The 25,402-nt window shown below is 73.6% G+C and carries 26 protein-coding genes; 20 read left to right on the top strand and 6 right to left on the bottom strand.

Annotation, left to right across the window (positions count from 1 at the left end; genetic code table 11):
* Positions 1-27 precede the first annotated feature (27 nt).
* The gene (locus AB2U05_RS14740) at positions 28-759 is read right to left on the bottom strand and encodes a response regulator transcription factor (protein ID WP_045692287.1); all 732 of its coding nucleotides are present in this window, start codon (positions 757-759) and stop codon (positions 28-30) included.
* Between the two features lie 688 nt (positions 760-1,447).
* On the opposite strand from AB2U05_RS14740, the gene AB2U05_RS14735 reads away from it, so the two are divergent.
* From AB2U05_RS14735 to AB2U05_RS14705, 7 genes are all read left to right on the top strand, one after another.
* Positions 1,448-1,741, top strand: a complete 294-nt coding sequence (locus AB2U05_RS14735) for a MoaD/ThiS family protein (RefSeq protein WP_045692288.1) — start codon at positions 1,448-1,450, stop codon at positions 1,739-1,741.
* Between the two features lie 5 nt (positions 1,742-1,746).
* Complete coding sequence (locus tag AB2U05_RS14730) at positions 1,747-3,153, top strand: hypothetical protein (RefSeq protein WP_369183427.1); 1,407 nt, start codon at positions 1,747-1,749, stop codon at positions 3,151-3,153.
* Between the two features lie 165 nt (positions 3,154-3,318).
* Positions 3,319-4,038 (top strand): DUF2993 domain-containing protein, encoded by a 720-nt coding sequence (locus AB2U05_RS14725; protein WP_052706273.1) that lies wholly within the window; start codon positions 3,319-3,321, stop codon positions 4,036-4,038.
* Between the two features lie 250 nt (positions 4,039-4,288).
* Positions 4,289-4,369: an Ms5788A family Cys-rich leader peptide gene (locus tag AB2U05_RS14720; protein WP_350517234.1), complete on the top strand. Its 81-nt coding sequence runs from the start codon at positions 4,289-4,291 to the stop codon at positions 4,367-4,369.
* A gap of 246 nt (positions 4,370-4,615) precedes the next feature.
* Positions 4,616-5,452, top strand: coding sequence for a sulfurtransferase (locus tag AB2U05_RS14715; protein WP_045692410.1), 837 nt, complete (start codon positions 4,616-4,618; stop codon positions 5,450-5,452).
* Between the two features lie 39 nt (positions 5,453-5,491).
* Positions 5,492-5,782, top strand: a complete 291-nt coding sequence (locus AB2U05_RS14710) for a DUF1416 domain-containing protein (protein WP_045692289.1) — start codon at positions 5,492-5,494, stop codon at positions 5,780-5,782.
* A gap of 82 nt (positions 5,783-5,864) precedes the next feature.
* Positions 5,865-6,143: a DUF3099 domain-containing protein gene (locus AB2U05_RS14705; RefSeq protein WP_078859530.1), complete on the top strand. Its 279-nt coding sequence runs from the start codon at positions 5,865-5,867 to the stop codon at positions 6,141-6,143.
* An 18-nt stretch (positions 6,144-6,161) separates the two neighbouring features.
* Here AB2U05_RS14705 and AB2U05_RS14700 read toward each other — a convergent pair whose 3' ends face one another.
* Positions 6,162-6,524: a DsrE family protein gene (locus AB2U05_RS14700; RefSeq protein WP_030059603.1), complete on the bottom strand. Its 363-nt coding sequence runs from the start codon at positions 6,522-6,524 to the stop codon at positions 6,162-6,164.
* Between the two features lie 384 nt (positions 6,525-6,908).
* Between AB2U05_RS14700 and AB2U05_RS14695 the strand changes: the two genes are divergently transcribed.
* The 3 genes from AB2U05_RS14695 (at position 6,909) to AB2U05_RS14685 (ending at position 9,080) form a co-directional block, all read left to right on the top strand.
* Entirely contained in the window at positions 6,909-7,493 is a 585-nt protein-coding gene (locus tag AB2U05_RS14695) for an FABP family protein (RefSeq protein WP_045692291.1), read from the top strand.
* A 122-nt stretch (positions 7,494-7,615) separates the two neighbouring features.
* A complete protein-coding gene (locus AB2U05_RS14690) occupies positions 7,616-8,098 on the top strand; it encodes a Fur family transcriptional regulator (protein WP_045692292.1) in 483 nt (160 codons plus the stop codon).
* 19 nt (positions 8,099-8,117) lie between these two features.
* Complete coding sequence (locus tag AB2U05_RS14685) at positions 8,118-9,080, top strand: folate-binding protein YgfZ (RefSeq protein ID WP_045708813.1); 963 nt, start codon at positions 8,118-8,120, stop codon at positions 9,078-9,080.
* A gap of 48 nt (positions 9,081-9,128) precedes the next feature.
* Here the strand turns inward: AB2U05_RS14685 and dtd are convergent, their stop codons facing one another.
* On the bottom strand, positions 9,129-9,569 hold the full coding sequence (dtd, locus tag AB2U05_RS14680) for a D-aminoacyl-tRNA deacylase (RefSeq protein WP_369183426.1): 441 nt from the start codon (positions 9,567-9,569) through the stop codon (positions 9,129-9,131).
* Between the two features lie 499 nt (positions 9,570-10,068).
* On the opposite strand from dtd, the gene AB2U05_RS14675 reads away from it, so the two are divergent.
* The 3 genes from AB2U05_RS14675 to AB2U05_RS14665 all read left to right on the top strand — a co-directional run bounded on the left by AB2U05_RS14675 (position 10,069) and on the right by AB2U05_RS14665 (position 12,053).
* On the top strand, positions 10,069-10,710 hold the full coding sequence (locus AB2U05_RS14675; RefSeq protein ID WP_244178589.1) for an ABC transporter substrate-binding protein: 642 nt from the start codon (positions 10,069-10,071) through the stop codon (positions 10,708-10,710).
* Positions 10,711-10,783: 73 nt separating this feature from the next.
* Entirely contained in the window at positions 10,784-11,743 is a 960-nt protein-coding gene (locus tag AB2U05_RS14670; protein WP_045692295.1) for an asparaginase, read from the top strand.
* A gap of 100 nt (positions 11,744-11,843) precedes the next feature.
* Positions 11,844-12,053 (top strand): dodecin, encoded by a 210-nt coding sequence (locus AB2U05_RS14665; protein WP_045692296.1) that lies wholly within the window; start codon positions 11,844-11,846, stop codon positions 12,051-12,053.
* Positions 12,054-12,197: 144 nt separating this feature from the next.
* Here AB2U05_RS14665 and AB2U05_RS14660 read toward each other — a convergent pair whose 3' ends face one another.
* Entirely contained in the window at positions 12,198-12,689 is a 492-nt protein-coding gene (locus tag AB2U05_RS14660) for an inorganic diphosphatase (RefSeq protein ID WP_045692412.1), read from the bottom strand.
* Positions 12,690-12,765: 76 nt separating this feature from the next.
* Between AB2U05_RS14660 and dacB the strand changes: the two genes are divergently transcribed.
* The 6 genes from dacB (at position 12,766) to folE (ending at position 21,068) form a co-directional block, all read left to right on the top strand.
* A complete protein-coding gene (dacB, locus tag AB2U05_RS14655; RefSeq protein ID WP_369183425.1) occupies positions 12,766-14,391 on the top strand; it encodes a D-alanyl-D-alanine carboxypeptidase/D-alanyl-D-alanine-endopeptidase in 1,626 nt (541 codons plus the stop codon).
* A gap of 469 nt (positions 14,392-14,860) precedes the next feature.
* Positions 14,861-16,048, top strand: coding sequence for a zinc-dependent metalloprotease (locus tag AB2U05_RS14650; protein WP_045708794.1), 1,188 nt, complete (start codon positions 14,861-14,863; stop codon positions 16,046-16,048).
* Between the two features lie 277 nt (positions 16,049-16,325).
* Positions 16,326-17,453, top strand: a complete 1,128-nt coding sequence (gene tilS / locus AB2U05_RS14645; protein WP_369183424.1) for a tRNA lysidine(34) synthetase TilS — start codon at positions 16,326-16,328, stop codon at positions 17,451-17,453.
* 71 nt (positions 17,454-17,524) lie between these two features.
* A complete protein-coding gene (gene hpt / locus AB2U05_RS14640) occupies positions 17,525-18,079 on the top strand; it encodes a hypoxanthine phosphoribosyltransferase (RefSeq protein ID WP_045692298.1) in 555 nt (184 codons plus the stop codon).
* Between the two features lie 223 nt (positions 18,080-18,302).
* Complete coding sequence (gene ftsH / locus AB2U05_RS14635; RefSeq protein ID WP_369183423.1) at positions 18,303-20,357, top strand: ATP-dependent zinc metalloprotease FtsH; 2,055 nt, start codon at positions 18,303-18,305, stop codon at positions 20,355-20,357.
* Between the two features lie 105 nt (positions 20,358-20,462).
* Complete coding sequence (gene folE / locus AB2U05_RS14630; RefSeq protein WP_030309924.1) at positions 20,463-21,068, top strand: GTP cyclohydrolase I FolE; 606 nt, start codon at positions 20,463-20,465, stop codon at positions 21,066-21,068.
* 8 nt (positions 21,069-21,076) lie between these two features.
* Here the strand turns inward: folE and AB2U05_RS14625 are convergent, their stop codons facing one another.
* Positions 21,077-21,865, bottom strand: a complete 789-nt coding sequence (locus AB2U05_RS14625) for a hypothetical protein (protein WP_045692300.1) — start codon at positions 21,863-21,865, stop codon at positions 21,077-21,079.
* Positions 21,866-21,978: 113 nt separating this feature from the next.
* A complete protein-coding gene (locus AB2U05_RS14620; protein ID WP_045692415.1) occupies positions 21,979-23,133 on the bottom strand; it encodes an esterase family protein in 1,155 nt (384 codons plus the stop codon).
* A gap of 378 nt (positions 23,134-23,511) precedes the next feature.
* Here AB2U05_RS14620 and AB2U05_RS14615 point away from each other — a divergent pair, with 378 nt between their 5' ends.
* Positions 23,512-25,353: a phosphatidylglycerol lysyltransferase domain-containing protein gene (locus tag AB2U05_RS14615; protein ID WP_369183422.1), complete on the top strand. Its 1,842-nt coding sequence runs from the start codon at positions 23,512-23,514 to the stop codon at positions 25,351-25,353.
* Positions 25,354-25,402: the final 49 nt, after the last annotated feature.

Here is a 25,402-nt window from a genome sequence, read left to right as displayed (position 1 = left end):
GGCGGGGTGCGGCCCGCCCGACTTCCGTCAGGCCTCCAGTGCGGCGGTGGAGCGCTGGACGGGCTCCGGGCGCTCGCCCTTCTCGGGCTTCTCCGGGACGACGAAGCGGTAGCCGACGTTGCGCACGGTGCCGATCAGCTGCTCGTGCTCGACGCCGAGCTTGGCGCGCAGCCGTCGCACGTGCACGTCCACCGTCCGGGTGCCGCCGAAGTAGTCGTAGCCCCAGACCTCCTGCAGCAGCTGCGCCCGGGTGAAGACCCGGCCGGGGTGCTGGGCGAGGTACTTGAGCAGCTCGAACTCCTTGAAGGTGAGGTCGAGCGCCCGGCCCTTGAGCTTGGCGGAGTAGGTGGCCTCGTCGACCGAGAGGTCGCCGTTGCGGATCTCCATCGGGCTGTCGTCGACGGCGACCTGCAGCCGGCCGAGCGCGAGCCGCAGCCGGGCCTCGACCTCGGCCGGGCCGGCGGTGTCCAGCAGGACGTCGTCGATGCCCCACTCGGCGGTCACGGCGGCCAGCCCGCCCTCGGTGACCACGAGGATCAGCGGACAGGCGATGCCGGTGGAGCGCAGCAGCTGGCAGAGGCTGCGGATCTGCGGCAGGTCGCGCCGGCCGTCGACCAGGATGACGTCCGCGCTGGGGGTGTCCACCAGGGCCGAGCCCTCGGCGGGGGCCACCCGGACGTTGTGCAGGAGCAGGCCGAGGGCGGGCAGCACCTCGGCGGAGGGCTGCAGTGCGTTGGTGAGGAGGAGGAGAGAACTCATACCCGGTGGTCCCCTTTCCGGGTCGTCGCGGTCGCTGTTCGGCTGCCGCCACAGCCGGATGGCGCACGTGCTGAGGTGGGGGAGTGGACGACGGGCGCCCGGGACGTGCCGGGGGCGTGCGGGCGGTGCCGGGCGCGGCGGCGCGCGCGCCCGGGGGTCGGCGACCCCTGGCGCACCGTCTCGGCCCTGCTCATCCCGCGAACCCTCCGGTCTGGTCCGGTACCGGGCGGCGGCCCGGGCCCCGGTGGCGACACCCCTGGCGGCCGGGCACGTCGTCGTGCCGCGATCGGCGGGGGCGGTCCCTGCGACGCGCCGGGGGTGGGCCGACGAATCGCACGGACGTCCGTACTGGCGTCCTGTAAGCACGAAAGGACCCGGGGGCGACTCTGCCCGGGTCCCTCTCTTGGTGGACGAGGATAGCCGACCCCCGGCCGGGCCGGGAGGTGCCGAAACCGGCACTTCGCTCAATTCGGCCGCGGCCCGGGTGAGCCTGGACACAGCTTCGGACGATCGCCGCGGCCCCTCCGGCCAGGGCGATTGCCCCTCGCGGTGGCCGACCGGCCATCATGGGGACGCACACCGGCGGCGCAGCTCGGGTCCATCGTTCGGGTGGTTTCGGCGGCCGTCGCGGTGGCGAGCCGGACCGGGGCACCCGGGCCGGGCGAGGACGACGAGAAGGGGTGGCCCGATGGGCGCGACCACCGAGCCCGCGAGCGGCGCCCGGGTGCGCGGGACGATCCGCTACTGGGCGGCGGCGAAGTCCGAGGCCGGGCTCGCCGAGGAGCCGTACGAGGCGGCGACCCTGGCGGAGGCGCTGGCGGCGGCCAAGGAGCGGCACGCCGACCGGCCGAAGTTCGTCCAGTTGCTCGGGCACTGCTCGTACCTGGTCGACGGTGTGCAGGTGGGCGGCCGGGAGCACGGCACCGTCGCCCTGACCGAGGGCGGGACGGTCGAGGTCCTTCCGCCGTTCGCGGGAGGCTGAGCGGCGTGACGGACATGAACAACCCGAACGACGGCGGCTACGGGCAGTGGCCGCAGCAGGTCCCCCCGCGGCAGCCGCACCCGCCGCAGGGGCTGCCGCCGTACCCGCCGCAGGGGCAGCAGCCGCCGTACGGCTACCCGGTGGACGACGCGGCCGCGACGGCGCTGCTCCCGCCCGTGCCGGCGCTGGACGACGCGGCGGCGACCACGCTGCTGCCGCCGGTCCCGGCCGTGGACGAGGCCGCGACGGCGCTGCTGCCGCCCGTTCCGCCGCTGGACGACGCGGCGACCACGCTGCTGCCGCCGGTGACGGTCTCCGGCGCGCTGCCGGTCGCCCCGCCGTCGTTCCAGCCGCAGGCGCCGTTCCAGCAGTCGGCGCCGTACCCGCCGCAGGTACAGGCCCCCTTCACGCCGCAGGCGCCGGTCCAGCCGCAGCCCCAGCCCCAGCCGCCGTTCCAGCCGCAGCCGCGGCCCGGGCGGCACGCCGCGCCCGCCCGGGCCGCGGCGCCGCAGCCCGTCGCCCAGCAGCCGGTGGCGCCGGCGGGGATGCCGCCGCAGCCGGCGGTGCCGGTTTTCGACCCGCCGACCATGGCGCTCAAGCGCCCGGACGTGCCCGCCGGCCCGCCGTACCCGGGCGTCCCGTCGCAGCAGCCGCAGGCCCGGGCCCAGGCCCAGCCCCAGCCGCTGCCGCAGGGCCCGGCCGGGCGGACCGGTTCGCCGATCATCGACCCCGGCCTGCAGCCCGCGCTGATCACCGCCGCCGTCGCCGCGCTGCTGGCCGGCGGGGCCGCGCTCGGGCAGGTGGCGCTCGCCCTGGTGGTGGCGGCGCTGCAGCTGCTGACGGCGGCCGGCTGGTTCCGGCTGAACGGCATGTGGCCGGCCCGGCAGGGCATCCTGCTGGCCGCGCTGGCCGGGCTGACCGCGGACGCGGCCGTGCTGCTGGCGGACTCGGAGGGCTCGGCGGCCGCCGTGGTCGGCACGCTGGGCGGGTTCTTCCTGCTGGTCCTGGTGCTGCAGACGTTCCGCCCCTCGGACCCGAAGGAGCGCTTCTACGCCCTGACGGTGCTGGGCTCGGCCACCGTGGTGACGGCGCTGTGCACCATGCTGCTGCTGGCCGACTGGGTGCCGGCCGGCGTGGGCGCGGTGGCCCTGGCCACCGTGCTGGCCGCGGCGCCGCTGCCCGGCCCGAAGCAGCTGGGCCCGGTGCTGGGCCTGGCGGCCGCGGTGCTGCTGGGCCTGCTGGTGGGCGCGCCGCTCGCGCTGGGTGCGCTCGCCGGGCTGGGCTCGCTGATCGGGCGCCGGGTCGCGGCGTACGACTTCCCGTCCCGCTTCGTGCACATGACGGCGGGCGTGGCGCTGCCGCTGGCGGTGGCCGCGCCGCTGATCTGGATCGCCACCGACCTGCTGGTCTGACCCGCGCCGCGGTTTCGAGACCGTTGCGCACCAGGAACCGCCCCGGAACCATGCTCCGGGGCGGTTCGTCGTACGGTCGTGCGGGCGTGGCCGTGCCGAGCGGCCGCCACGAGACGGTGAACGACGACGGACGACGGCCGCGACCGGCGACGACGGGGGAGTGCGATGCGCGGATGGCTGAAGGCGACGATCGGCCTGGCGGTGCTCTGCGGCCTGCTGGCGGGCGCCGACCGGATAGCGGTCGGGGTGGCCGAGGACGAGGCGGCCGACAAGCTGGTGCAGAGCGGTCGGATGAGCCAGCGGCCGGACGTGTCGATCGACGGCTTCCCGTTCCTCACCCAGGCGCTGTCGAGGAAGCTGGACGACGTCCGGATCTCCTCGGACGGCCTGGCGGTCGGTGACGGCCGCCAGCAGGTGGCGCTGCACTCGTTCAAGGCCGAGCTGTCCGGCGTCGCGGTGAGCGGCGGGCTGAACAGCGCCACCGTGGACAGCGCCAACGGCAGCGGGGTGATCACCTACGCGGACCTCGCGCAACTGCTGCCGCCGGCGAGCCAGTTGGTGCACGGCAAGCTCCCGGTGGGCGGCTCCTCGCGGTTCAGCCTGTCCTACGCCGGGCCGGGCAAGGTGAAGGCCTCGCTGGGGCCGATCCCGGTCGGGGAGGGCTCCGTGCACAACCAGGGGAACACCATCACCGTGGACGGCTTCCAGCTGGACGGCCTGGCCGGGATGCTGGCCGGGGCGACCGGTCAGCGCCTGGAGCCGATGAGCTTCACCCTGGACTCGCTGCCGGCCGGGCTGAGCCTGGCCGACAAGGACGGCGCGACGCCGCAGGAGGACGGGCTGAAGCTGACCTTCGACGGCAAGGGCGTCAAGCTCCTCGGCTGACCGCCCCGGCCGCGCCCGCAGGCCTCCCGCCGCCCCTGCCCGACGTTCCGCTCCGCGAGACGCGCTGTCCGGCGCGGACCGCGGAGCGGTGCCGTTTCCGCCCGTTGTGCCCCGCGGCCGGGGCCCCGTCGCGGCGTGGGGCGGGCCGGGTCCGGCCGCGCCGAGGGCGAATCCCGGCATTCGGGCGGTCGGGTCTCAGAATTCGGTACGCTGATGACAGCGGCCCTCGGGTGTCCCTAGCATCGTCAGCATGAAGCGACAGACGGATCTCACGAAGCGGCGGGCGGTCGACCTGTGCCGCGTGGCCGCCTGTCTGTGTCGAATGCGCTAACTCGGCACCCCGGCAGGGCAGTTGACGCCCATTGCCGATTCTCCTGCCGATCTCCCCGGTGACCTCGCCCGGCCGTACGGGCCGCTGGTCGCCGTCGTGCCCCGCAGTTCCCGCCCGGTCGTACCGGACCCCCGCTCCGTCTCGATATTCGGACGGATTTTCGGACCCTCTGTCGTCCGGGCACCCGTGCACGGCCTCCCCTGAGCAGTACCTTCCGCCAACCGCCCTCGGATGGAGAACACCACCATGAGCCGCAGCGACGTCCTGGTCGACGCCGACTGGGTCCAGGCCCACCTGGACGACCCGAAGGTCGTCATCGTCGAGGTCGACGAGGACACCTCCGCCTACGAGAAGAACCACATCCGCAACGCCGTCCGGATCGACTGGAAGCAGGACCTCCAGGACCCGGTCCGCCGCGACTTCATCGACCAGGCCGGGTTCGAGGCGCTGCTCAGCGCCAAGGGCATCGCCAACGACGACACCGTCGTCCTCTACGGCGGCAACAACAACTGGTTCGCCTCCTACGCCTACTGGTACTTCAAGCTGTACGGCCACGGCGACGTCCGCCTGCTGGACGGCGGCCGCAAGAAGTGGGAGCTGGACTCCCGCGACCTGGTCACCGAGGTCCCGGCCCGCCCGGCCACCGAGTACACCGCGCAGGCCGCCGACTCCTCGATCCGCGCCTTCCGCGACGACGTGATCGCCGCCATCGGCAACCTCAACCTGGTCGACGTGCGCTCGCCCGACGAGTTCTCCGGCAAGCTGCTCGCCCCGGCCCACCTCCCGCAGGAGCAGTCGCAGCGCCCCGGCCACGTGCCGAGCGCCCGCAACATCCCGTGGGCGAAGAACGCCAACGACGACGGCACCTTCAAGAGCGACGACGAGCTCAAGGCCCTGTACGAGGCCGAGGGCATCGACCTGGCGAAGGACACCATCGCCTACTGCCGCATCGGCGAGCGCTCCGCGCTGACCTGGTTCGTGCTGCACGAGCTGCTCGGCCAGGCGAACGTCAAGAACTACGACGGTTCGTGGACCGAGTACGGCAGCCTGGTCGGCGTTCCGATCGAGCTCGGCAGCAACTGAGCCCCCGGCTCGCGCGCAAGGCAGAAGGGAAACACAGACATGTGCGGTGCGAAGGCCGGCGGCCCGGACCTGGCAGGAGTAGACGTGGCGAACGAGACGATCATCCAGGGTTCGGTGACCCGCGACGGTGAGCCGGTGAACGGCTACGTCCGTCTGCTGGACGAGAACAACGAGTTCACGGCCGAGGTGCCCACCTCGGCGACCGGGCAGTTCCGGTTCTTCGCCCGCCCGGGCAAGTGGACCCTGCGCGCGCTGGTGCCGGGCCAGACCGTGGACCGTCAGGTGGTGGCCTCCCAGGGCGCCGCCGTCGAGGTCGCGATCGCGGTCTGATCCGCCTCCGAACGGCACGGAGGAGGGCCCCCGCCCGGCGGGGGCCCTCCTCCGTGCCGCCGATCGGCCGTACCGTGGAGACGTGCAGGCAAGGCGGCGGCGTCGCTACTACTACGCCATGATGGGCGTCTGCCTCGGCCTCTTCGTGCTGGCCTGGGGCGTGGTGCGGTTCTTCTCGGTGGGCGCGGCGATCGGCCTGTGCCTGGTGGCGATGGTCATCCCGCCGGCCGCCGCGGTGTTCGCCAACAAGCGGGACCCGGACGACGACTGGTGGAACGACCCGCGCTGGGAGGACCCGAAGTGGGACGACCCCGGCCACGACCGGGACCGGCCCGACCACGAGCCGCGCGACCGCCCGTAGGCCGCCGGGGCCCGGCCGTCAGTAGACGAGCGCCTGGACGCCGTCCGCCATGATCTCGCTGACGAAGACCTGAGCGCCCGCGATCCGGACACCCTCGACGGTGTCCTTCTGCTCGATCCCGCGCCGGGCCGCGCACTGGGTGCACAGCGTCACCGAGCCCGCCGCCAGGATCGACTCCAGCAGGTCCGGCAGCGGCGCCGCGTGCGGCAGCTCGAACTCCGCCGCCCGCCCCGGCAGGGCGAACCAGGAGGACTCCCCGGTCAGCCAGAGCGAGACCTCGATCCCGCTGGCCACGGCCACCGCCGCGACCGTGAACGCCTGCGAACACCGCTCCGGCGCGTCCGCCCCGGCAGTGACCTTGATGACGAGCTTCTTCGACATGGCGCCACCTTATTGGCCCGCCGCCCGCCGCCCGCCGTCATCCCCGGATCCCTTGGGCGAATCTTGGACGGCGGCCCGGGGGCCCGGCGGCCCGGCGACCGGTGCCGGCCCGCCCGCGTGGCGCGCCCGGCCCGAGGGGGTGGGGCTCGCCGTGAAGGCTCCCAGCTCGACGGATAGAGTGAGCGCCAGCAAAATCCACCACACTGTCGCCGCCTGGGAGCCCCCCGTGTCCGGTCTGGAAATCTTCTTCGACGGTCTGCTGGCCCTCATGGCCGTGCTGATCACCTGGTTCGCCATCTTCTCGGTGATGAAGCTGTACCAGGGCCAGCGCTGAGCCTGCCGTACGGTTGAGGCATCCGCACACCGACGACAGCGACCAGGAACATGATCGAGATCCCCTCTGACCTCCACAAGGACGTCGTCCCGCTCGCCTTCCTCCTCGGTACCTGGGAGGGCGCGGGCGTCTTCGACTTCCCGGGCACGGAGAAGTGCAACTTCGGCCAGGAGATCGTGATCCGGCACGACGGCCGCCCCTTCCTGGAGTTCCGCTCCCGCACCTGGGTGCTGAACGAGCAGGGCGAGAAGGTCCGGCCGCTGGAGAGCGAGCACGCGTTCTGGCGCATCACCAGCAACCACGACGGCACCAGCGGTGCCCGTGGGATCGAGATCTCCTCCGTCCGTGACGACGGCACCGTGGAGATCTGGTACGGCGAGCTGGCGGACGGCAAGCCCCAGATCGACGTCTCCACGGACGCGGTGGCCCGGATCGAGGGCTCCCCGGAGTACTCCGGCGGCAAGCGGCTGTACGGCTTCGTCAACGGCGAGCTGCTCTGGGTCGGCGAGAAGGCCGCCCCGAACGTGCCGCTGCGCCCGTACATGTCCGCGCAGCTGAAGAAGGTGCTCAGCCCGGCCCAGCTGGTCAAGGACATCAACGACCTGCCGGACGACGGCATCGCCTTCTTCAAGTAGGCCCCGCACGCGGGCGCCGTGCGGCTTCCGCACCGCGCTCGGCATCGCGCAGGAGGTAGGGACCGGCCCGCAGCCGGTCCCTACACTTGCCTCAGGACCCCGACCTCGGCAGGGACAGCAGCATGGCGGACACCGGCACCACCGACTGGCAGCTCTCCGGCGACCGGCACCTCTCCGACGACTGGAAGGCGGACCTGCGCGAGCGCGGCTACCGGCTCACCCCGCAGCGCCAGCTCGTGCTGGAGGCCGTCGACGCGCTGGACCACGCCACCCCGGACGACATCCTCGGCCACGTCCGGCGGACCGCCAGCGGCGTCAACATCTCCACCGTCTACCGGACCCTGGAGCTGCTGGAGGAACTGGGCCTGGTCTCGCACGCCCACCTCGGTCACGGCGCCCCGACCTACCACCTGGCCGGCCGCCACCACCACCTGCACCTGGTCTGCCGGGACTGCGAGAAGGTCACCGAGACCGGCACCGAGATCGCCCAGCCGCTGATCGACCGCCTGCGCGAGCAGCACGGCTTCGACACCGACCTCAAGCACTTCGCCATCTTCGGCCGCTGCGCCGACTGCACCGGCAAGCTCGCGGACGGCCGGTCGTAAGCTGGCCGGTATGACCGGTCTGAAGAGCCCGCTGCTTGCCCTGCCCGGAGCCGTCCCCGCCGAGGGGCCCGACGAGGGCGTCGCCGCCCACTACGGCGAGCTGTTCGGCGAGCAACGCCGCCTCTCCCGGGGAGAGGGCTTCGTCGACCTCTCGCACCGCGGCGTGGTCACCGTCACCGGCCCGGACCGGCTCGGCTGGCTGCACCTGCTGCTCACCCAGCACGTCAGCGAACTCCCGCCGCAGCGGGCCGTCGAGGCGCTGGTGCTCTCCGCGAACGGGCACGTCGAGCACGCGCTCTCCCTCGTCGACGACGGCACCACCACCTGGGCGCACGTCGAACCCGGCACCCAGGGCGCGCTGGTCGCCTACCTGGAGAGCATGAAGTTCTTCTACCGGGTGGAGGTCGCCGACGCGACCGCCGACTACGCCGTGGTGCACCTGCCGGCCGGCTCCGACGGCTCCGCCGAGGGCGCCGCCGCCGTCCGCGAACTCCCGTACGGGCGCGACCTGTTCGTGCCGCGCGCCGAACTGGAGAAGCTCACCGCCGGGTACGGGCCGGCGGCCGGCGTCTGGGCGTACGAGGCGCTGCGGATCGAGGGCCACCGCCCCCGGCTGGGCTTCGAGACCGACCACCGGACCATCCCGCACGAGGTGGACTGGCTGCGCACCGCCGTCCACCTGCAGAAGGGCTGCTACCGCGGCCAGGAGACCGTCGCCCGGGTGCACAACCTGGGCCGCCCGCCGCGCCGGCTGGTCTTCCTGCACCTGGACGGCACCGAGGAGGTGCTGCCCCCGCACGGCACCGAGGTGCGGCTCGCCTCGGACCCCGACGGGCGGGCGCTCGGCTTCGTCACGTCCTCGGCGCGGCACCACGAGCTGGGGCCGATCGCGCTGGCGCTCGTCAAGCGGAACGTCCCGGTGGACGCGGTGCTGCTGGCCGGGACGGTGCCGGGCACCCAGGACGTGATCGTCCCGCAGTAGGGCCTCGGGCCCGAACCCCCGGACCGGGAGCCCCCGGACCGGGGGCCCTCAGACCTCGACGAGGACGGTGAACGGGCCGTCGTTCACCAGCGCCACCCGCATGTCGGCGCCGAACCGGCCCGTCTCCACCTTGGCGCCGAGCGCGCGCAGCTGGGCGACCACCTCGTCCACCAGCGGCTCGGCGACCGGGCCCGGGGCGGCGGCGTTCCAGGTGGGGCGGCGGCCCTTGCGGGCGTCGCCGTAGAGGGTGAACTGGCTGATCACCAGCAGCGGTCCGCCGATGTCCGAGCAGCTGCGCTCCACGCCGTCCTCGCCGGGCGGCAGCAGCCGCAGCGTCCAGAGCTTGCGGGCCAGTTGGGCCGCCTTGGCCGGGGTGTCCTCGTGGGTCACGCCGACCAGGACGCAGAGCCCGGGCCCCTCGATCGCGCCGACGGTCTCTCCGGCCACGGTCACCCGGGCCTCGGTCACTCGCTGCACCACTGCTCGCATGCCGCCATTGTGCCGGAGCCCCGAACCGCGCCCGGAAGGCCCCCGGAAGCCCCGGAGGGGCCTGCGGGGGCGCAGAGCAGGGGCGCGCGCACGGGTGGCGCACGCCGTGTACTGGGCGCCTGCGCGGGGGCGGGCGCCGTTCTTCCTGCGGAAAGGCCCGGTCATATCAGCCACCCCCGTTCGCCAGGGGGCCGTTCGGGTGCACGGGCGGTGCGCGCGCGCCGGGCGGGGTGGCACGCTGGTGGACCACACGAAGGGTCCGGGGCGTCACATGGTCCGCCGCGCCGGGCCGGGGTTCGGCCGGGCGGTCGTGCCGGTGGGTCAGGCGTTCCGGCGGGGTCGCCCCGGCGGGTGGTTCCCGCCGGGAGGCGGAACCGCCGGCGACGCCAGGGCGTGCCGACGTACGGGACGCGCGAGCCCGTCGACCGACGGGCCGGACCGGCGGCAGGGACGGGGTGCCGTGAGCGGGCGGGATCGGACGACGGCAGGTGGTTGGATGATGGACGCGAGCAGCGCGGCACCGGAGCGCTCCGATCGGTCGGCCCCGGCCCCCGGGGCCCCCGGGTACCCGGCGGACCTGGTGGACCTGGCGGATCCGGCCGGCGCGGACGGCGAGCCCGAGTTGGAGCGGCTGGGCCTGGACCAGCTGCGGATCCTGCGCCGCGAGACCCTGGAGCAGGAGGCCGACCTCTCCTACCTGCGGCGGCTGCTGCACGGCCGGATGGACATCCTGCGCGCCGAGCTCGACCGGCGCCCCGGCGGCGGCCCGGCCCGGGCCGCGGCGGCGGTCGGCGAGCAGCCCCCCGGCGACCTGCTGGGCCGCCTGGCGGCCATCCTCACCGACGCCCCCTCCACCGTGCGGCGCTCGGCCCGGCACGTCACGCTCGGCCCGCCGCGCACCCGGGAGTCCCGGCTGGAGGCGGACGAGCTGATGGGCGACGTCCAGCTCGCCGACCTGGCCGCGCACCCGGCGGAGGAGCTGCTGGCCGCGCTGGAGCGCCTGCGCGCCCACGAGCGGGAGGTGTCCGGACGGCGTCAGCGGCTGCTGCGCACGGCGGACGGTTGCAATGCCGAGATCACCCGCAGGTACCGTGATGGGGAAGCACGGGTCGACGACCTGCTCGCGGGCGGCCCGCTCTGATCGGTTGAGGCACTGCGGGCGGGGGCCCGGCTCGCCCCCGGTCCCACCCTCGCCCCCCGGAAGGCTCCCTGCCATGCCCCAGTCCGCCACCCCGCCCGTCCTCGCCGAGGTCGTCCGTTCGGGTTTCACCGAGGGCCGTCACCACGGCTCGCTGGTGCTGCTCGCCGCCGACGGCTCGGTCGAGTTCGCGCTCGGTGACCCCGACGCGCCGGTCTTCCCCCGGTCCACCGCCAAGCCGTTCCAGGCGATGGCGACGCTGCGGGCCGGGCTGGCGATCGAGGGCGAGCTGCTGGCGCTGGCGGCGTCCAGCCACTCGGCAGAATCGTTTCACCTCGACGGTGTACGAGCGATACTCGGCTCCGCCGGGCTGGACGAGAGCGCCCTGCGCACCCCGGCGGACCTCCCGCTCGACGAGACCGAGGCGGAGCTGCTGCTCGCCGCCGGCGGCCGCCGCGCCCCCGTCCTGATGGACTGCTCCGGCAAGCACGCCGGCTGGCTGGCCGCCTGCGTCGCCAACGGCTGGGACACCGAGAGCTACCTCGACCCGGCCCACCCGATCCAGCGGCTGGCCCGCGAGGCCCTGGAGGAGAGCACCGGCGCGGCCCCCGCGCACGCCGGGGTGGACGGCTGCGGCGCGCCGCTGCTCGCCGTCCCGCTCACCGCCCTGGCCCGCGGCTACCGGGCCCTGGTGCTGGCCGCGGAGGGCACCGCGCAGCGCCGGGTGGCCGACGCGATGCGCGCCCACCCCGAGTACGTGGCCGGCACCCGCCGCGCCGACACCTGGCTGATGCGGGCCGTCCCCGGCGCGCTCTCCAAGATGGGCGCCGAGGCCGTCCAGGTGGTCGCCCTGCCGGACGGACGGGCGCTCGCCTTCAAGATCGACGACGGCGGCGAGCGGGCCCGCGGCCCGGTGCTGGCGGCCGCGCTGCGCCGACTCGGCGTGACCGGCGCGGACGACACGCTCGAACGGATCGGCGCGGCCCCGCTGCTCGGCGGCGGCCGCCCGGTCGGCGGGGTGCGGGCGGCGTTCTGAGCCCTCCGGGGCACGCCCGTGCGGGCGGTGCCGGGGTGCGGCCGGGCGGACGGCGGTGCACGGTGGACCGGGGGCCGTCGCACAGCTGAGGGAGTCCGCCATGAGTGACCACGTGTACCGGGTGACCGAGATCGTCGGATCCTCGTCCGAGAGCGTCGACGCCGCGATCCGCAACGGCGTGGACCGGGCCGCGCAGACCCTGCGCAACCTCGACTGGTTCGAGGTCTCGCAGGTCCGGGGCCACCTGGAGGACGGCCGGATCAAGCACTACCAGGTGTGCATGAAGGTCGGCTTCCGCCTGGACGACTGACCCGCCCCGGGCGCGCCCGGGGCGGTGCCGGCGGCCCGCTCCCGGAAACGGCGGAGGCCGGGGTTCGCGGACGAATCCGCGAACCCCGGCCTCCGGCTGTCCCGACCTACCTCGAAACTGTCCTCGAACGGTCGGAACGACGGCTCAGTGACCGCCCTGGTCCGCCAGACGCTTGATCGAAGCGGCGACCTCGGCCTCGGCCTCGGCGCGGCCGACCCAGTCGGCGCCCTCGACGGACTTGCCCGGCTCCAGGTCCTTGTAGACCTCGAAGAAGTGCTGGATCTCCAGGCGGTCGAACTCCGACACGTGGTGGATGTCGCGCAGGTGCTCCCAGCGCGGGTCCGTCGCCGGGACGCAGAGCAGCTTGTCGTCGCCGCCGGCCTCGTCCGTCATCTTGAACATGCCGATGGCGCGGCACTTGATCAGGCAACCGGGGAAGGTCGGCTCGTCCAGGATGACCAGGGCGTCCAGCGGGTCACCGTCGTCCGCCAGGGTGCCCTCGACGTAGCCGTAGTCGGCCGGGTAGCGGGTCGAGGTGAAGAGCATCCGGTCGAGCCGCAGACGGCCGGTCTCGTGGTCGACCTCGTACTTGTTACGAGAGCCCTTCGGGATTTCGATAAGGACGTCGAACTCCAACGGTTCCTCCAAGGTAGGGACTGACAGAATCCAAGTGTCTCCTACGGGAGTGAGTGCTCGGGAAAGGGGCCGGTCGGTGGGAGCAGGGGTGGGGGCGGCGCGCCGCCGCAGGGGGACGGCCGCCGGACTGTTCGGGACGGCGCTGCTCGTCGCCGGCACGGTCCTGACCTCGGGCGGTGCGTACGCGCAGCCCGCGCCGACCCCGGGCGGCCACAGCACCGCGCGCGCCGGCGGGGACCAGGGCGACCGGGACGACCAGGGCCGGGACGACCAGGGCGGCCAGGGCGAGCACGACGGCAGGAAGGGCGACCAGGACAGGGACAAGGACAAGGGCAGGCCCCGCCCGGGCGCGAGCCCGACCCGCCGGGCCGAGCCGCCCGCCCCCGGCGGGGGCGACCCGACCGCCGCGCGCCCCGCGCCCGCCGCGGCCGCCGTCCTGGCCACCGCGCAGACCGGCCCCGAGGCCGCCCTCCCCACCACCCAGGGCCTCCAGCAGGCGCTCGCCGCCGCCCTCGCCGACCGGAACCTCGGCACCGTCACCCTCGCCGTCGCGGACGCCGCCGGCGGTCAACTCCTGTACGGCTCCGGCGAGAACACCGCCGCCACCCCCGCCTCCACGACCAAGCTGGCCACGTGCGTCGCGGCCCTGTCCCTCGTCCCCGGCGACACCCGGCTGACCACCCGGGTCGTCAAGGGCACCACCCCCGGCAGCATCACCCTCGTCGGCGGCGGCGACCCGACGCTCACCGCGCTGCCCGCCGACCAGGTGCAGATCGGCGGGCAGCCCACCGACCCGGACACCGCCCCCGCCTCCCTCGACGCGCTCGCCCGGCAGACCGCCGCCGCCCTCAAGGCCGCCGGTACGACCACCGTCACGCTCGACTACGACGTCTCGCTGTACAGCGGCAACCCGCTGCACAAGTTCCACGACGACGACACGAACATCGCCCCGGTCGTGCCGCTGATGGTCGACGAGGGCAGGGTCGACCCGAAGAGCCGCGAGGAGGCGCCCAAGCGGGTCGCCGACCCGGCCGCCTCCGCCGCCGAGGCCTTCACCGGCCTGCTCAGGGCCCAGGGCGTCACCGTCGAGGGCCGGGCCAAGCCCGCCGCCGCCCCGGCCGCCGCCGACGCGCCGCTGCTCGGCCGGGTCGACTCGCCGACCATCGCCCGGCTGGTCGAGCGGCTGCTCACCACCTCCGACAACCAGCTCGCCGAGGCGGTCGCCCGCCGGGCCGCGCTCGCCGCCCACCAGCCGGCGAGCTTCGAGGGCGCGGCCGCCGCCGTCACCCAGGAGCTCAGCAAGCTCGGCGTGCCGATGGCGGGCGTCACCCTCAACGACGGCAGCGGCCTGCACACCGGCAACGGCATCCCGCCGGCCGTCCTGGTCCGGTTGCTCGCCCTGGCCGCCTCCGACCAGCACCCCGCGCTGCGCCCGGTCCTCACCGGCCTCCCGGTCGCCGGCTTCACCGGCACCCTCGCCAAGCGCTACGGCTCCGCCTCCGGCGCCGCCGACGCGGCCGGACTGATCCGCGCCAAGACCGGCAGCCTCAGCGGGGTCAACACCCTCGCCGGCACCGTCGTCGACGCGGACGGCCGCCTCCTCGTCTTCGCCGTCATGACCCGCAGCCCCGCCCTCGCCGACTCCACCCGTGCCGCCATGGACCGCATCGCCGCCCGCCTCGCCACCTGCGGCTGCCACTGACCGCCCGAGCGGCGGGCCCTCGCCGGGCGCCGACCGGACGGCGAGGCGCTGCCCGCGCGGCGGGCGGCCGAATCCCGTCCGGACCCGGGCGTGGCCCCCGGTCGCCCGGCGACGGGGTGGGACCGCCGGTACCGGTGCGGGTTCGGGCGGAGGTTTCGGGCGGGGCACGTGAGCCGGTCCGGTTCCTCCGCCGGGGTTCCGTACCCGTGTTCCGACGTGTGGCACGAGGGCTTCGGACGGCCGGGCCGTGGCCGCCGCCCGGCAACGGGGCTCGGGGCGTGCCCGGGCGCCGTCCGGCCTCGGCGGACCGTCCGCGGGCGACGGGGTGCCGGACCGGGCCGCTTCCCGGCGGGCCCGGGCACGGTGGTCCGGGTGCGGGCGTCGGGCGGGTGAGGGCGGGGCCGGCCCCGGGTAGGTGTTGGGGGACGGGTGGCTGCCGTTGGCGGAGGCGAGCACGTACGGTGAGGACATGACGAGCGCGAGTGGCGGGGCTGAGATGGTCGACTGGAACCTCGCGGTCGCAACCGCGACCAGGTTGGTGCGGCCGGGGCCGGAGGTCAGCCGGGCGGAGGCGGCGGCGGTTGTCGCCGAGCTGCGCCGGCACGCCCTGGAGGCGGAGGAGCACGTCCGGGCGTTCACCGGGATGCGGTCGAGCAGCCTGACGGCCGCCACCGCGACGCCGGTGCTGGTGGTGGACCGCCCGGGCTGGGTGCGGGCGAACGTGGCGGGCTTCCGGACGGTCGTCCAGCCGCTGGTGGAGAAGCTGCAGGCGCGCCGGACGGGCGGCGCCGCGGCCGGGGTGTTCGGCTCGGTGGGGGAGAAGGCCACCGGGATCGAGGTGGGGGCGCTGCTGGCGTTCCTGGCCACCAAGGTGCTGGGCCAGTACGAGACCTTCGCCCCGGCGGAGCCCTCGCTGGAGGCGCCGGACAGCCCGGCGGCGCTGTTCGACAAGCCGCGCACGGGCCCGGAGGGCCCCGGGCCGGGCCGGCTGCTGCTGGTGGCGCCGAACATCGTCCACGTGGAGCGCGAACTGGACGTCGACCCGGCCGACTTCCGGCTCTGGGTCTGCCTGCACGAGGAGACGCACCGGACGCAGTTCACGGCGGTGCCGTGGCTGCGCGACCACATCCAGTCCGAGGTGCAGTCCTTCCTGGCCGAGACGGACGTCGATCCGGGCGCGCTGCTGGAGCGGCTGCGCGACGCGGCCGGCGCGCTGGGCGGCGGCCTGCCGCGGACCGGCGGCAAGGAGGGCTCCGGCTCGGGCTCCGGTTCGTCGAACCTGCTGGAGATCGTCCAGTCGCCCGCGCAGCGGGAGATCCTGGGCCGGCTGACGGCGGTGATGTCGCTGCTGGAGGGCCACGCGGACGTGGTGATGGACGGTGTCGGCCCGGCCGTGGTGCCGACCGTCGCGGAGATCCGGGAGAAGTTCCAGCAGCGCCGCGACCGCGGTGCGAACCGGCTCGACCTGATGCTGCGCAGGCTGCTCGGCATGGACGCCAAGCTGCGCCAGTACCAGGACGGCGCGGTGTTCGTGCGCGGGGTGGTCGAGCGGGTCGGGATGGAGGGGTTCAACCGGGTGTGGACCTCCCCGAACACCCTGCCGACCAAGGACGAGATCCACGATCCGGCCGCGTGGGTGGCCCGGGTGGCCCGGTAGCGGAGGGCCGCGGCCGCCCCGAGCCGGGCGGCAAAAGGGGCGTGCGGTGGTCAAACCCGCTCGTACGAGTGGTCCAATCGGGCAGACCGCTCGTGAAGATACGTTTCTCCATTCACCCGAACGTGGGACGGTGGTCGTACCGGGGGCGCGGGTGGCGTAGCGGGTAGCCACTATCTGCCACCATCTGTGAGCGCCCGGTAACGCGGCGCTCATGCGGCCGCGCGGCACCACCGCGCTCGTCGCCGTCCTGTCCGCACCTCCCGCCGAGGAGTCGTCCGTGGGCCCTCACCCCGCCGTCGCCGCGATACGCCTGGCCGTCCGCCGTTCGCTCACCGAGCTGGCCGCCGAAGCCGGCTCCACCTTCACGCCGCCCGCCCGTGCGCCCCGCGAGCGCCCGGCCGGCGCCCCGCTGGTGGGCGCCGCGCTCGGCACCACGCTGATCGGCAACGCCGCCCGGCACCCGTCCGGCCTGCCCCGCACCCCGGCGGCCCCCGGCTCGCCGCTGGTGCTGGTCGCCGTGAGCGGCGGCGCGGACTCCATGGCGCTGGCCATCGCCGCCGCGTTCGAGGCCCCGAAGATCGGTCTGCGGGTCGGCGCCGTCACCGTCGACCACGGTCTGCAGGCCGGCTCCGCCGAGCGCGCCGCCCAGGTGGCCGAGCGGCTGCGCTCGCTGGGCCTGGACCCGGTCGAGGCCGTCCCGGTGCGGGTCGGCCGGGCCGGCGGCCCGGAGGCCGCCGCCCGGGACGCCCGCTACGCCGCCCTGGACGAGGCCGCCGACCGGCACCGCGCGATCGCGGTGCTGCTCGGCCACACCCGCGACGACCAGGCCGAGACGGTGCTGCTGGGCCTGGCCCGCGGCTCGGGCGCCCGCTCGCTGGCCGGGATGCCGGCCCAGAAGGGCCGCTACCGCCGCCCGCTGCTGGAGCTGGACCGGGCGGCCACCCGGCAGGCCTGTTCGGCGCAGTCGATCCCGGTCTGGGACGACCCGCACAACTGTGATCCCGCCTACACCCGCTCCCGGGTCCGCCACGAGGTGCTGCCGGTGCTGGAGAAGCACCTGGGCGGCGGAGTGGTGGAGGCGCTGGCCCGCACCGCGCGGCTGTTCCGCGACGACGCCGACGCCCTCGACCAGTGGGCCGCGCTGGCCGAGCGCGACCTCCGCACCGGCGAAGGCGCCCTGGACGCGGTGAAACTGGCCGAGCTGCCGCCGGCGGTGCGCCGTCGGGTGCTGCGCCGGGCCGCGCTGCGGGCGGGCTGCCCGGCCGGGGACCTGTTCGCGCGGCACCTGGAGACGATCGACCTGCTGGTCACCGGATGGCGCGGCCAGGGCCCGCTGCACCTACCCGGGGGAGTCGAGGCCACCCGCAGGTGTGGCACGCTGGTCTTTCGGCGGCAGGGTGACTGACGGGCGCGGCATGCCCAGGGGTGGCCGGCCGCCGGCCACACAGACCCCGAACGTTTGAGGACGTATCCCCGGTGGACCAGAACGACATGGGCGCTGACCTCGCGAAGGTGCTCATCAGCAAGGACGAGATCGACGCCAAGCTCCAGGAGCTGGCCGAGCGCATCGACCGGGACTACGCAGGCAAGGACCTGCTGATCGTCGGCGTCCTCAAGGGGGCCGTGATGGTCATGGCGGACCTCGCCCGGGCCCTGCACTCGCAGGTCACGATGGACTGGATGGCCGTCTCCTCGTACGGCATGGGGACCAAGTCCTCCGGTGTGGTGCGCATCCTCAAGGACCTCGACACCGACATCGCGGGCCGGGACGTGCTGATCGTCGAGGACATCATCGACTCGGGCCTGACGCTGTCCTGGCTGCTGGGCAACCTGGGCTCGCGCGGCCCGGCGTCGCTGGAGGTCTGCACCCTGCTGCGCAAGCCGGACGCGGCCAAGGTCGAGATCGACGTGAAGTACGTCGGCTTCGACATCCCGAACGAGTTCGTGGTGGGCTACGGCCTGGACTACGCCGAGAAGCTGCGTAACCTCCCCTTCATCGGGACCCTCGCCCCGCACGTCTACGGCGGCTGAGAGCCCCGTTCGGGCTACGGGTGGGAACAGCAGGTGGTTCCCGCCCGTTGTCCGGTGGGGAAGAAGCACAGCCGTGCCGCCGCGCTCCCGTCATGGACGGGCGCGACTGCGGTACGGTCCAATAAACCGCTCTTCACATGAGCACCGACCGGATGCGCCGCGGCCCACAGCCACACGGCGCCGTTGAGTGGCAGGAGGGACGGGGCGGCAACGCCCCGCATGGATGGACGTCAAGCGATACTTCCGTGCGCCGATCATGTGGATCGTGCTGGCCGTCCTCGCCGTCATCGTTCTGATGCAGGTCGTTTCGGATTCGAACGGCTACAAGACGGTGGACACCGGTCAGGTGATCTCGGCGATCGACGCGCACGATGTCAAGTCAGCGCAGCTCACCACGGGTGACTCGAACACGATCAAGATCCAGCTGAAGGACGGCGCGAAGCTGCCCGCCGCCGGGTCGGGCAAGGCCCCGTCCGGCAGCAAGTTCCAGGCGTCGTACATCGGCGACCAGGGCGTGGCGATCGCCGACAAGCTGCAGATCCAGATGAACGACAAGGACCCGAACACGCTGTCCGAGGGCTACACCGTCAGCCCGGAGAAGCAGAGCACCCTCGTCAGCCTGATGCTGTCGATGCTGCCCATCGTGATCATCGTCCTGGTCTTCCTCTTCCTGATGAACCAGATGCAGGGCGGCGGCTCCCGCGTCATGCAGTTCGGCAAGTCGAAGGCCAAGCTGCTCACCAAGGACACCCCGAAGACGACCTTCGCGGACGTCGCGGGCGCCGACGAGGCGGTCGAGGAGCTCCACGAGATCAAGGAGTTCCTGCAGGAGCCGGCCAAGTTCCAGGCCGTCGGCGCCAAGATCCCCAAGGGCGTGCTGCTCTACGGCCCGCCCGGCACCGGCAAGACCCTGCTGGCGCGCGCCGTCGCGGGCGAGGCCGGGGTGCCGTTCTACTCCATCTCCGGCTCGGACTTCGTCGAGATGTTCGTCGGCGTCGGCGCCAGCCGCGTCCGCGACCTGTTCGAGCAGGCCAAGGCGAACGCCCCGGCGATCGTCTTCGTCGACGAGATCGACGCCGTCGGCCGGCACCGCGGCGCGGGCCTCGGCGGCGGCCACGACGAGCGCGAGCAGACCCTCAACCAGCTGCTGGTCGAGATGGACGGCTTCGACGTCAAGGGCGGCGTGATCCTGATCGCCGCCACCAACCGCCCGGACATCCTGGACCCGGCGCTGCTGCGCCCGGGCCGCTTCGACCGCCAGATCGCGGTGGAGCGCCCCGACCTGCAGGGCCGCCTGGACATCCTCAAGGTGCACCAGAAGGGCAAGCCGATCGCGCCCGACGTCGACCTCTCGGCCGTCGCCAAGCGCACCCCCGGCTTCACCGGCGCCGACCTGTCGAACGTGCTGAACGAGGCGGCCCTGCTGACCGCCCGCTCGGACAAGAAGCTGATCGACAACGGCATCCTGGACGAGGCGATCGACCGCGTCGTGGCCGGTCCGCAGAAGCGCACGCGGATCATGTCCGACAAGGAGAAGAAGATCACCGCGTACCACGAGGGCGGCCACGCCCTGGTCGCGGCGGCCTGCCAGTACAGCGACCCGGTGCACAAGATCACCATCCTGTCCCGCGGCCGGGCCCTCGGCTACACCATGGTGCTGCCGGACGAGGACAAGTACTCCACCACCCGCAACGAGATGCTCGACCAGCTGGCCTACATGATGGGCGGGCGCGCGGCGGAGGAGCTGGTCTTCCACGACCCGACCACCGGTGCCTCGAACGACATCGAGAAGGCCACCGCGACGGCCCGGGCCATGGTCACCCAGTACGGCATGACCGAGCGCCTCGGCGCGATCAAGTTCGGCTCGGACAACTCGGAGCCGTTCCTGGGCCGCGAGATGGGCCACCAGCGCGACTACTCGGAAGAGGTCGCCGGGCTGGTGGACGAAGAGGTCAAGAAGCTCATCGACGCCGCGCACAACGAGGCCTGGGAGATCCTGGTCGAGAACCGCGACGTGCTCGACAACCTGGTCCTGGAGCTCCTGGAGAAGGAGACCCTGAACAAGGAGCAGATCGCCGAGATCTTCGCGCCGATCGTCAAGCGCCCGCACCGCGCGGCGTGGACCGGCTCGGCCCGGCGGACGCCGTCCACCCGGCCGCCGGTGCAGTCGCCGAAGGAGCTGGCGGTCACCAACGGTGCCGCCGCCGTGGAGAGCGCGCCGGTCGACATCGTCAAGCTCCCGCCGCTGCAGGCCCCGGAGCGCCCGACCGAGAGCTGACCGCTCCCGGTACGGAATGGATGCCGCGTCATCAGGGTTTGTACCCTGGAGGCGCGGCATCCGTGCTGTCCAGCCCAAGTCGTCCCACACCTAAGCGAGGCCCGCATGATCGACCCGGTGACGCTCGACGGTCCGCCCGCCGTCGGGACCTTCGACCAGAAGCGGGCCGAGAACGCCATCCGCGAGCTGCTGCTCGCCGTGGGTGAGGACCCGGACCGCGAGGGTCTGCTGGAGACCCCGGCCCGCGTCGCGCGCGCCTACAAGGAGATATTCGCGGGCCTGTGGCAGGAGCCCGAGGACGTCCTCACCACCACCTTCGACCTCGGGCACGACGAGATGGTGCTGGTCAAGGACATCGAGCTGACGTCCGTCTGCGAGCACCACCTGGTGCCGTTCCGCGGCGTGGCGCACGTCGGGTACATCCCGTCCACCAGCGGCAAGATCACCGGCCTGTCCAAGCTGGCCCGGCTGGTCGACGTTTACGCCCGCCGCCCGCAGGTGCAGGAGCGGCTGACCAGCCAGGTGGCCGACGCGCTGATGCGCATCCTGGAGCCGCGCGGGGCGATCGTCGTCGTCGAGTGCGAGCACATGTGCATGTCGATGCGCGGCATCCGCAAGCCCGGCGCGAAGACCATCACCTCGTGCGTGCGCGGCCAGCTGCGCGACCCCGCCACCCGGGCCGAGGCGATGAGCCTCATCATCGGCCGGTAGGCCGTTCCTCAGAGCACCCCGTGCTCCGCGTGCGGCGGAGCCGGGGTGCCGAGCGCGTTGCGGCGCTCCGGCATCCGCAGCGAGACCATCCGGCGCCACCCGAAGGCGCGGTCGTACAGGTAGAGCGCGTGCACCCCGAGGGTGACCAGGGCGAGCTGCCAGCGCGGCCAGCGCAGGATCTCCGCCATCCGGGACGTGACCGCCAGGCCGACGTCCCGGTGGGTGCGGATCTCGCCCCGGGCGCAGGTCTCCAGGGCGTGCCGGACGTACGGGCCGTGGCCGGCCGCGACCAGCCGCAGCAGCTCCTCGTGGCAGTACGCCAGGTGGTCGTCCTCGTCCGAGGAGATCATCCGCATCGCCCGGTCGAGGTCCGGGTTGTCGGCGTAGGCCTTCACCAGCTGGCGCATCTGCTCGGCGGCGCGCTGCTCGGTGACCCGGCTGTGCGCGAGGTAGGTGATGATCTCGCGCTCGCTCAGCGGGACGTCGCTGTTCAGCCGCTCGTGCGAGAGGCCGACGCCCTGGCGCTCCAGCAGCATGCAGTAGTCGGCCTCGTCCGGGACGGGCACCTTGGGCAGGCCGCGCTTGTTCAGCAGTTGGGTGAAGATCCGGCCGTGCTTGCGCTCGTCGGCGCCGTGCCGGGCGACCTTCGGGGCGAGGACCGGGTCCCGGGTGAGGGCGGTGATCCGCTCGTTCTCCCAGCCGCCCTGGTCCTCGCCGCCGGCCGCGATGCTGCAGAACAGCTGGTAGGCCTGGTCGTTCCGGTAGATCTCGTCGAACAGCGATCTGGTGCTCAGCACGGTGCCTCCTGCGCGGACGGGGCGACGCCCGCGGGGAGCGGGCGGGCGGTCGCGATACGTTCCCCCCGGCCGCCGGACGGACGGGCCGACCGGCGGGTAGTCACTCGCACGCGTCAGCCGAGGTGCGCGCCCGCCCATTCGAGCGAGGCGGGCAGCTCCCGGACCCAGCTGTCGAAGTTGTGCCCGCCGTCGTCCAGGTACAGCGACTCGACGGAGAACTGCGGGTTGGCCGCGGCCACCTGCTGGGCCTGCTCGACGAAGCGGACGGTCTGCGGGTAGTCCGCCTCCTTGCGGGTGGAGACCACCAGCATCGCCAGCTGCGGGGCCGGCAGGTTCTGCAGCCGCCAGGAGAGGTCGCTCTGCTGGGCCAGCGCCTTGTCGCCGTTGAACAGGCTGCCGCCGGTGAACTGGTCCTCGTGCACCGAGAAGTCGCCGTGCAGGCCCACCGCGCTGCCGTAGACGTTCGGGAAGCGCATCGCCAGGCGCATCGCGCAGCTGCCGCCGGTGGAGTAGCCGAAGACGCCCCAGGAGCCGGCCGAGCGGCCGATCCGGTAGGTGGTGCGCAGCGCCTCCGGGACGTCCTTGACGAACCAGGTCTCGGCGCGCGGGCCGCCCGGGACGTCCACGCACTCGGTGTTGCGCGGCGGCGCGACGGTCGGCCGGGCCAGCACCACGATGGTGGGCGGCATCTTGCCGGTCTTCTGCAGCTCGGCGGCGGTCCGGACGACCGGCAGCTCCTTCATCAGGTTGAGCGTCGTGCCGGGGAAGCCGGCGATGGAGACCAGCACCGGGAAGCGGACCAGGGCGAACTTAGGGTCGAAGTACTCGGGCGGCAGGTACACGAACATCTGGTCGGACAGGCCGGTCTCCTTGCCGGACACCCGGACCGACTCGACCTTGCCGACCTCCTCGGGCGGGCCCTTGGGCAGGTCGGTGACGGTCTCCAGGCCGCCCTCGGTGGTCGGCTGGATCAGGGCGTCGCCGGCCGGGGCGCCGCCCTTGTGGTTCTCGTTGCTGGTCAGCGCGAGCTGCGTGCCGCCGGGGTTCAGCAGGTCGTCCCAGGACGTGTAGAACCCGAAGGAGTTGTTGACCGACAGCGCCAGCACGGCCAGGACGGACGCCTGAGTGACCGTCAGCAGGCCGATCCGGCCGAGCACCGGCAGCGGCCGCTGCCGCGCCAGCCGGGGCCAGATCCACAGGGTGGTGACGAGGGCCGCAGCGCCGAGGGCGAGCAGCGAGTTCACCAGCGCGTCGCTGGTCAGTTCCATGCCGTCGGCCTTCCGGTGGGACACTGTCGGTGCAGGCTTCATCGTCTGGCGGCCCGTCAGGCCGGGCCACCGCAGCTAGGCTGTCCGGACGCCCGGGCGGACCGGGGAGGGCGGGGGGAATCGCCGGCAACCGGCGCCCTAGAATGCGGCGTCCACCGTACGTAACGCGTCCCGGAGGGCTTCGTCGCGCCACGCGGCGACGAGCGCTCCACTCCCGCCACCGGCTCAACCCGCAGCGCGACCACGGCCCCGGTTTACCGACCGTTTCCGGGTCCTTGGTATGCGCATTGCCTGATGAAGGAATAGGCATGAAGGTCCATCACGCGTCGCCCACCAGGGCGACCGGGCACCTCCCCGCAGCCTCTACGCTGAACTCCCATGAGCGTCCCCGTGTCCGTTGAGCCGAGCCCCGAGCAGCCGCCGCGCCGTCGCCGCGGCCTGCAGACGCTGCGCAACCAGGCGGCCGCCGTCCCGAGGTCCTGGCTCCCCAGCGCGGTCGGCTACGCCTGCCTGCTGATCGGGCTGGTGAACATCGCGAGCGCGGTGTTCCCCAAGCTCCGGCACACCAGGATGCACACCTTCGCCGGGCAGCTGCCGGGCGGCACCACCAGCCTGGCCGCGGTCGGCACGATGATGGTCGGCATCCTGCTGGTGCCGCTCGCGCACGCGCTGCGCCGGCGCAAGCGGCGGGCCTGGCGAGCGGTCTGCGTGCTGCTGCCGGTCAGCGCCTCGCTGCACATCGTGCGCTGGCACCAGATCGGCCCGGCGGTCGTCTCGCTGGTCGTCCTCGCGGTGATGCTGGTGCACCAGCGCGAGTTCTACGCCAAGGCCGACCCGCGCACCCGCCGGAGCGCGGTGGTCAACCTGGTGGTGATGGGCGCCCTCAGCGTCCTGCTCGGCCTGGTGATCGTCTGGACCCGCACCAAGTACGAGCTCGGCCACCCCGGCTTCAGCGAGCGGCTGCAGCACGTGGGGTACGGGCTGGTCGGCTTCGAGGGGCCCCTGCGCTACAGCAACGACCGGATGTTCGACCTGGTCTCCATGCTGCTCGGCGGCCTCGGCCTGCTGACCGCCTTCACCACCGCCTACCTGGCGCTGCGCCCGAGCAAGCCGAAGCCGGTGCTGACGGTGGAGGACGAGGAGAAGGTCCGCGAGCTGCTGAAGCGGCACGGCGAGCGCGACTCGCTCGGCTACTTCGCCCTGCGCCGCGACAAGAGCGTGCTGTTCTCGCCCACCGGCAAGGCGGCGATCTCCTACCGCGTCGTCTCCGGCGTGATGCTGGCCTCCGGCGACCCGGTGGGCGACGTGGAGGCCTGGCCGGGCGCGATCAAGGTGTTCATGGCCGAGGCCCGCGAGCACGCCTGGGTGCCGGCCGTGATGGGCTGCAGCGAGGTCGGCGGCGAGGTCTGGACCCGCGAGGCGGGCCTGGACGCGCTGGAGCTGGGCGACGAGGCGATCGTCGACACCGCCACCTTCTCGCTGGCCGGCCGGGCCATGCGCAACGTCCGCCAGATGGTCAAGCGGATCGAGCGCAACGGCTACTCGTGCAAGGTCCGCCGGGTCTCCGAGCTGAGCGTCGAGGAGAAGTACCGGATCGCCGACGCCGCCGCCCGCTGGCGCGGCACCGACACCGAGCGCGGCTTCTCGATGGCCCTCGGCCGCTTCGGCGACCCGCTGGACGACGACTGCGTGGTCGTCACCGCCCACAAGGCCCCGGAGGAGGGCGAGAGCGGCGACGACCTGAAGGCCGTGCTGCACTTCGTGCCCTGGGGGCCGGACGGCATCTCGCTGGAGCTGATGCGCCGCGACCGCGCCGCCGACCCCGGCCTGAACGAGCTGCTGATCGTCGCCGCCCTGCAGGCCGTGGGCGCCATGGGCATCCGCCGGGTGTCGCTCAACTTCGCGATGTTCCGCTCGGCGCTCGCCCGCGGCGAGCGGATCGGCGCCGGGCCGGTGCTGCGGGCCTGGCGCGGGCTGCTGGTGTTCCTCTCCCGGTGGTTCCAGATCGAGTCGCTGTACAAGTTCAACGCCAAGTTCCAGCCCGAGTGGGAGCCGCGCTTCCTGGTCTTCCCGAACACCCGGGACCTGCCGCGGATCGGCTTCGCCGCGATGCAGGCCGAGGCCTTCATCACCCTCGGCATGCCGCGCTTCGGCCGCAAGCGCCAGCGCGAGGGACTGATGCCGGTGCCGTCGACCCGCGAGGTCGGCGAGGCCGCCTGAGCCGCGCCCGCGTCGCCCCGGGGCCCCCGCCGAGAATCCTCGGCGGGGG

Source organism: Streptomyces sp. Y1, from assembly GCF_041053115.1.
Classification (GTDB): domain Bacteria; phylum Actinomycetota; class Actinomycetes; order Streptomycetales; family Streptomycetaceae; genus Kitasatospora; species Kitasatospora rubellomurina.
This window is presented reverse-complemented; position numbering and strand designations above follow the sequence as displayed.

What these genes read in the sequence shown, in the direction of transcription:
- AB2U05_RS14740 (WP_045692287.1), bottom strand. Translation starts at nt 759, where the DNA reads ATGAGTTCTCTCCTCCTCCTCACCAACGCACTGCAGCCCTCCGCCGAG.
- AB2U05_RS14735 (WP_045692288.1), top strand. Translation starts at nt 1,448, where the DNA reads ATGGGCGCGACCACCGAGCCCGCGAGCGGCGCCCGGGTGCGCGGGACG.
- AB2U05_RS14725 (WP_052706273.1), top strand. Translation starts at nt 3,319, where the DNA reads ATGCGCGGATGGCTGAAGGCGACGATCGGCCTGGCGGTGCTCTGCGGC.
- AB2U05_RS14720 (WP_350517234.1), top strand. Translation starts at nt 4,289, where the DNA reads ATGAAGCGACAGACGGATCTCACGAAGCGGCGGGCGGTCGACCTGTGC.
- AB2U05_RS14715 (WP_045692410.1), top strand. Translation starts at nt 4,616, where the DNA reads ATGAGCCGCAGCGACGTCCTGGTCGACGCCGACTGGGTCCAGGCCCAC.
- AB2U05_RS14710 (WP_045692289.1), top strand. Translation starts at nt 5,492, where the DNA reads ATGTGCGGTGCGAAGGCCGGCGGCCCGGACCTGGCAGGAGTAGACGTG.
- AB2U05_RS14700 (WP_030059603.1), bottom strand. Translation starts at nt 6,524, where the DNA reads ATGTCGAAGAAGCTCGTCATCAAGGTCACTGCCGGGGCGGACGCGCCG.
- AB2U05_RS14695 (WP_045692291.1), top strand. Translation starts at nt 6,909, where the DNA reads ATGATCGAGATCCCCTCTGACCTCCACAAGGACGTCGTCCCGCTCGCC.
- AB2U05_RS14690 (WP_045692292.1), top strand. Translation starts at nt 7,616, where the DNA reads ATGGCGGACACCGGCACCACCGACTGGCAGCTCTCCGGCGACCGGCAC.
- dtd (WP_369183426.1), bottom strand. Translation starts at nt 9,569, where the DNA reads ATGCGAGCAGTGGTGCAGCGAGTGACCGAGGCCCGGGTGACCGTGGCC.
- AB2U05_RS14675 (WP_244178589.1), top strand. Translation starts at nt 10,069, where the DNA reads ATGGACGCGAGCAGCGCGGCACCGGAGCGCTCCGATCGGTCGGCCCCG.
- AB2U05_RS14670 (WP_045692295.1), top strand. Translation starts at nt 10,784, where the DNA reads ATGCCCCAGTCCGCCACCCCGCCCGTCCTCGCCGAGGTCGTCCGTTCG.
- AB2U05_RS14665 (WP_045692296.1), top strand. Translation starts at nt 11,844, where the DNA reads ATGAGTGACCACGTGTACCGGGTGACCGAGATCGTCGGATCCTCGTCC.
- AB2U05_RS14650 (WP_045708794.1), top strand. Translation starts at nt 14,861, where the DNA reads ATGACGAGCGCGAGTGGCGGGGCTGAGATGGTCGACTGGAACCTCGCG.
- ftsH (WP_369183423.1), top strand. Translation starts at nt 18,303, where the DNA reads ATGGACGTCAAGCGATACTTCCGTGCGCCGATCATGTGGATCGTGCTG.
- folE (WP_030309924.1), top strand. Translation starts at nt 20,463, where the DNA reads ATGATCGACCCGGTGACGCTCGACGGTCCGCCCGCCGTCGGGACCTTC.
- AB2U05_RS14620 (WP_045692415.1), bottom strand. Translation starts at nt 23,133, where the DNA reads ATGGAACTGACCAGCGACGCGCTGGTGAACTCGCTGCTCGCCCTCGGC.
- AB2U05_RS14615 (WP_369183422.1), top strand. Translation starts at nt 23,512, where the DNA reads ATGAGCGTCCCCGTGTCCGTTGAGCCGAGCCCCGAGCAGCCGCCGCGC.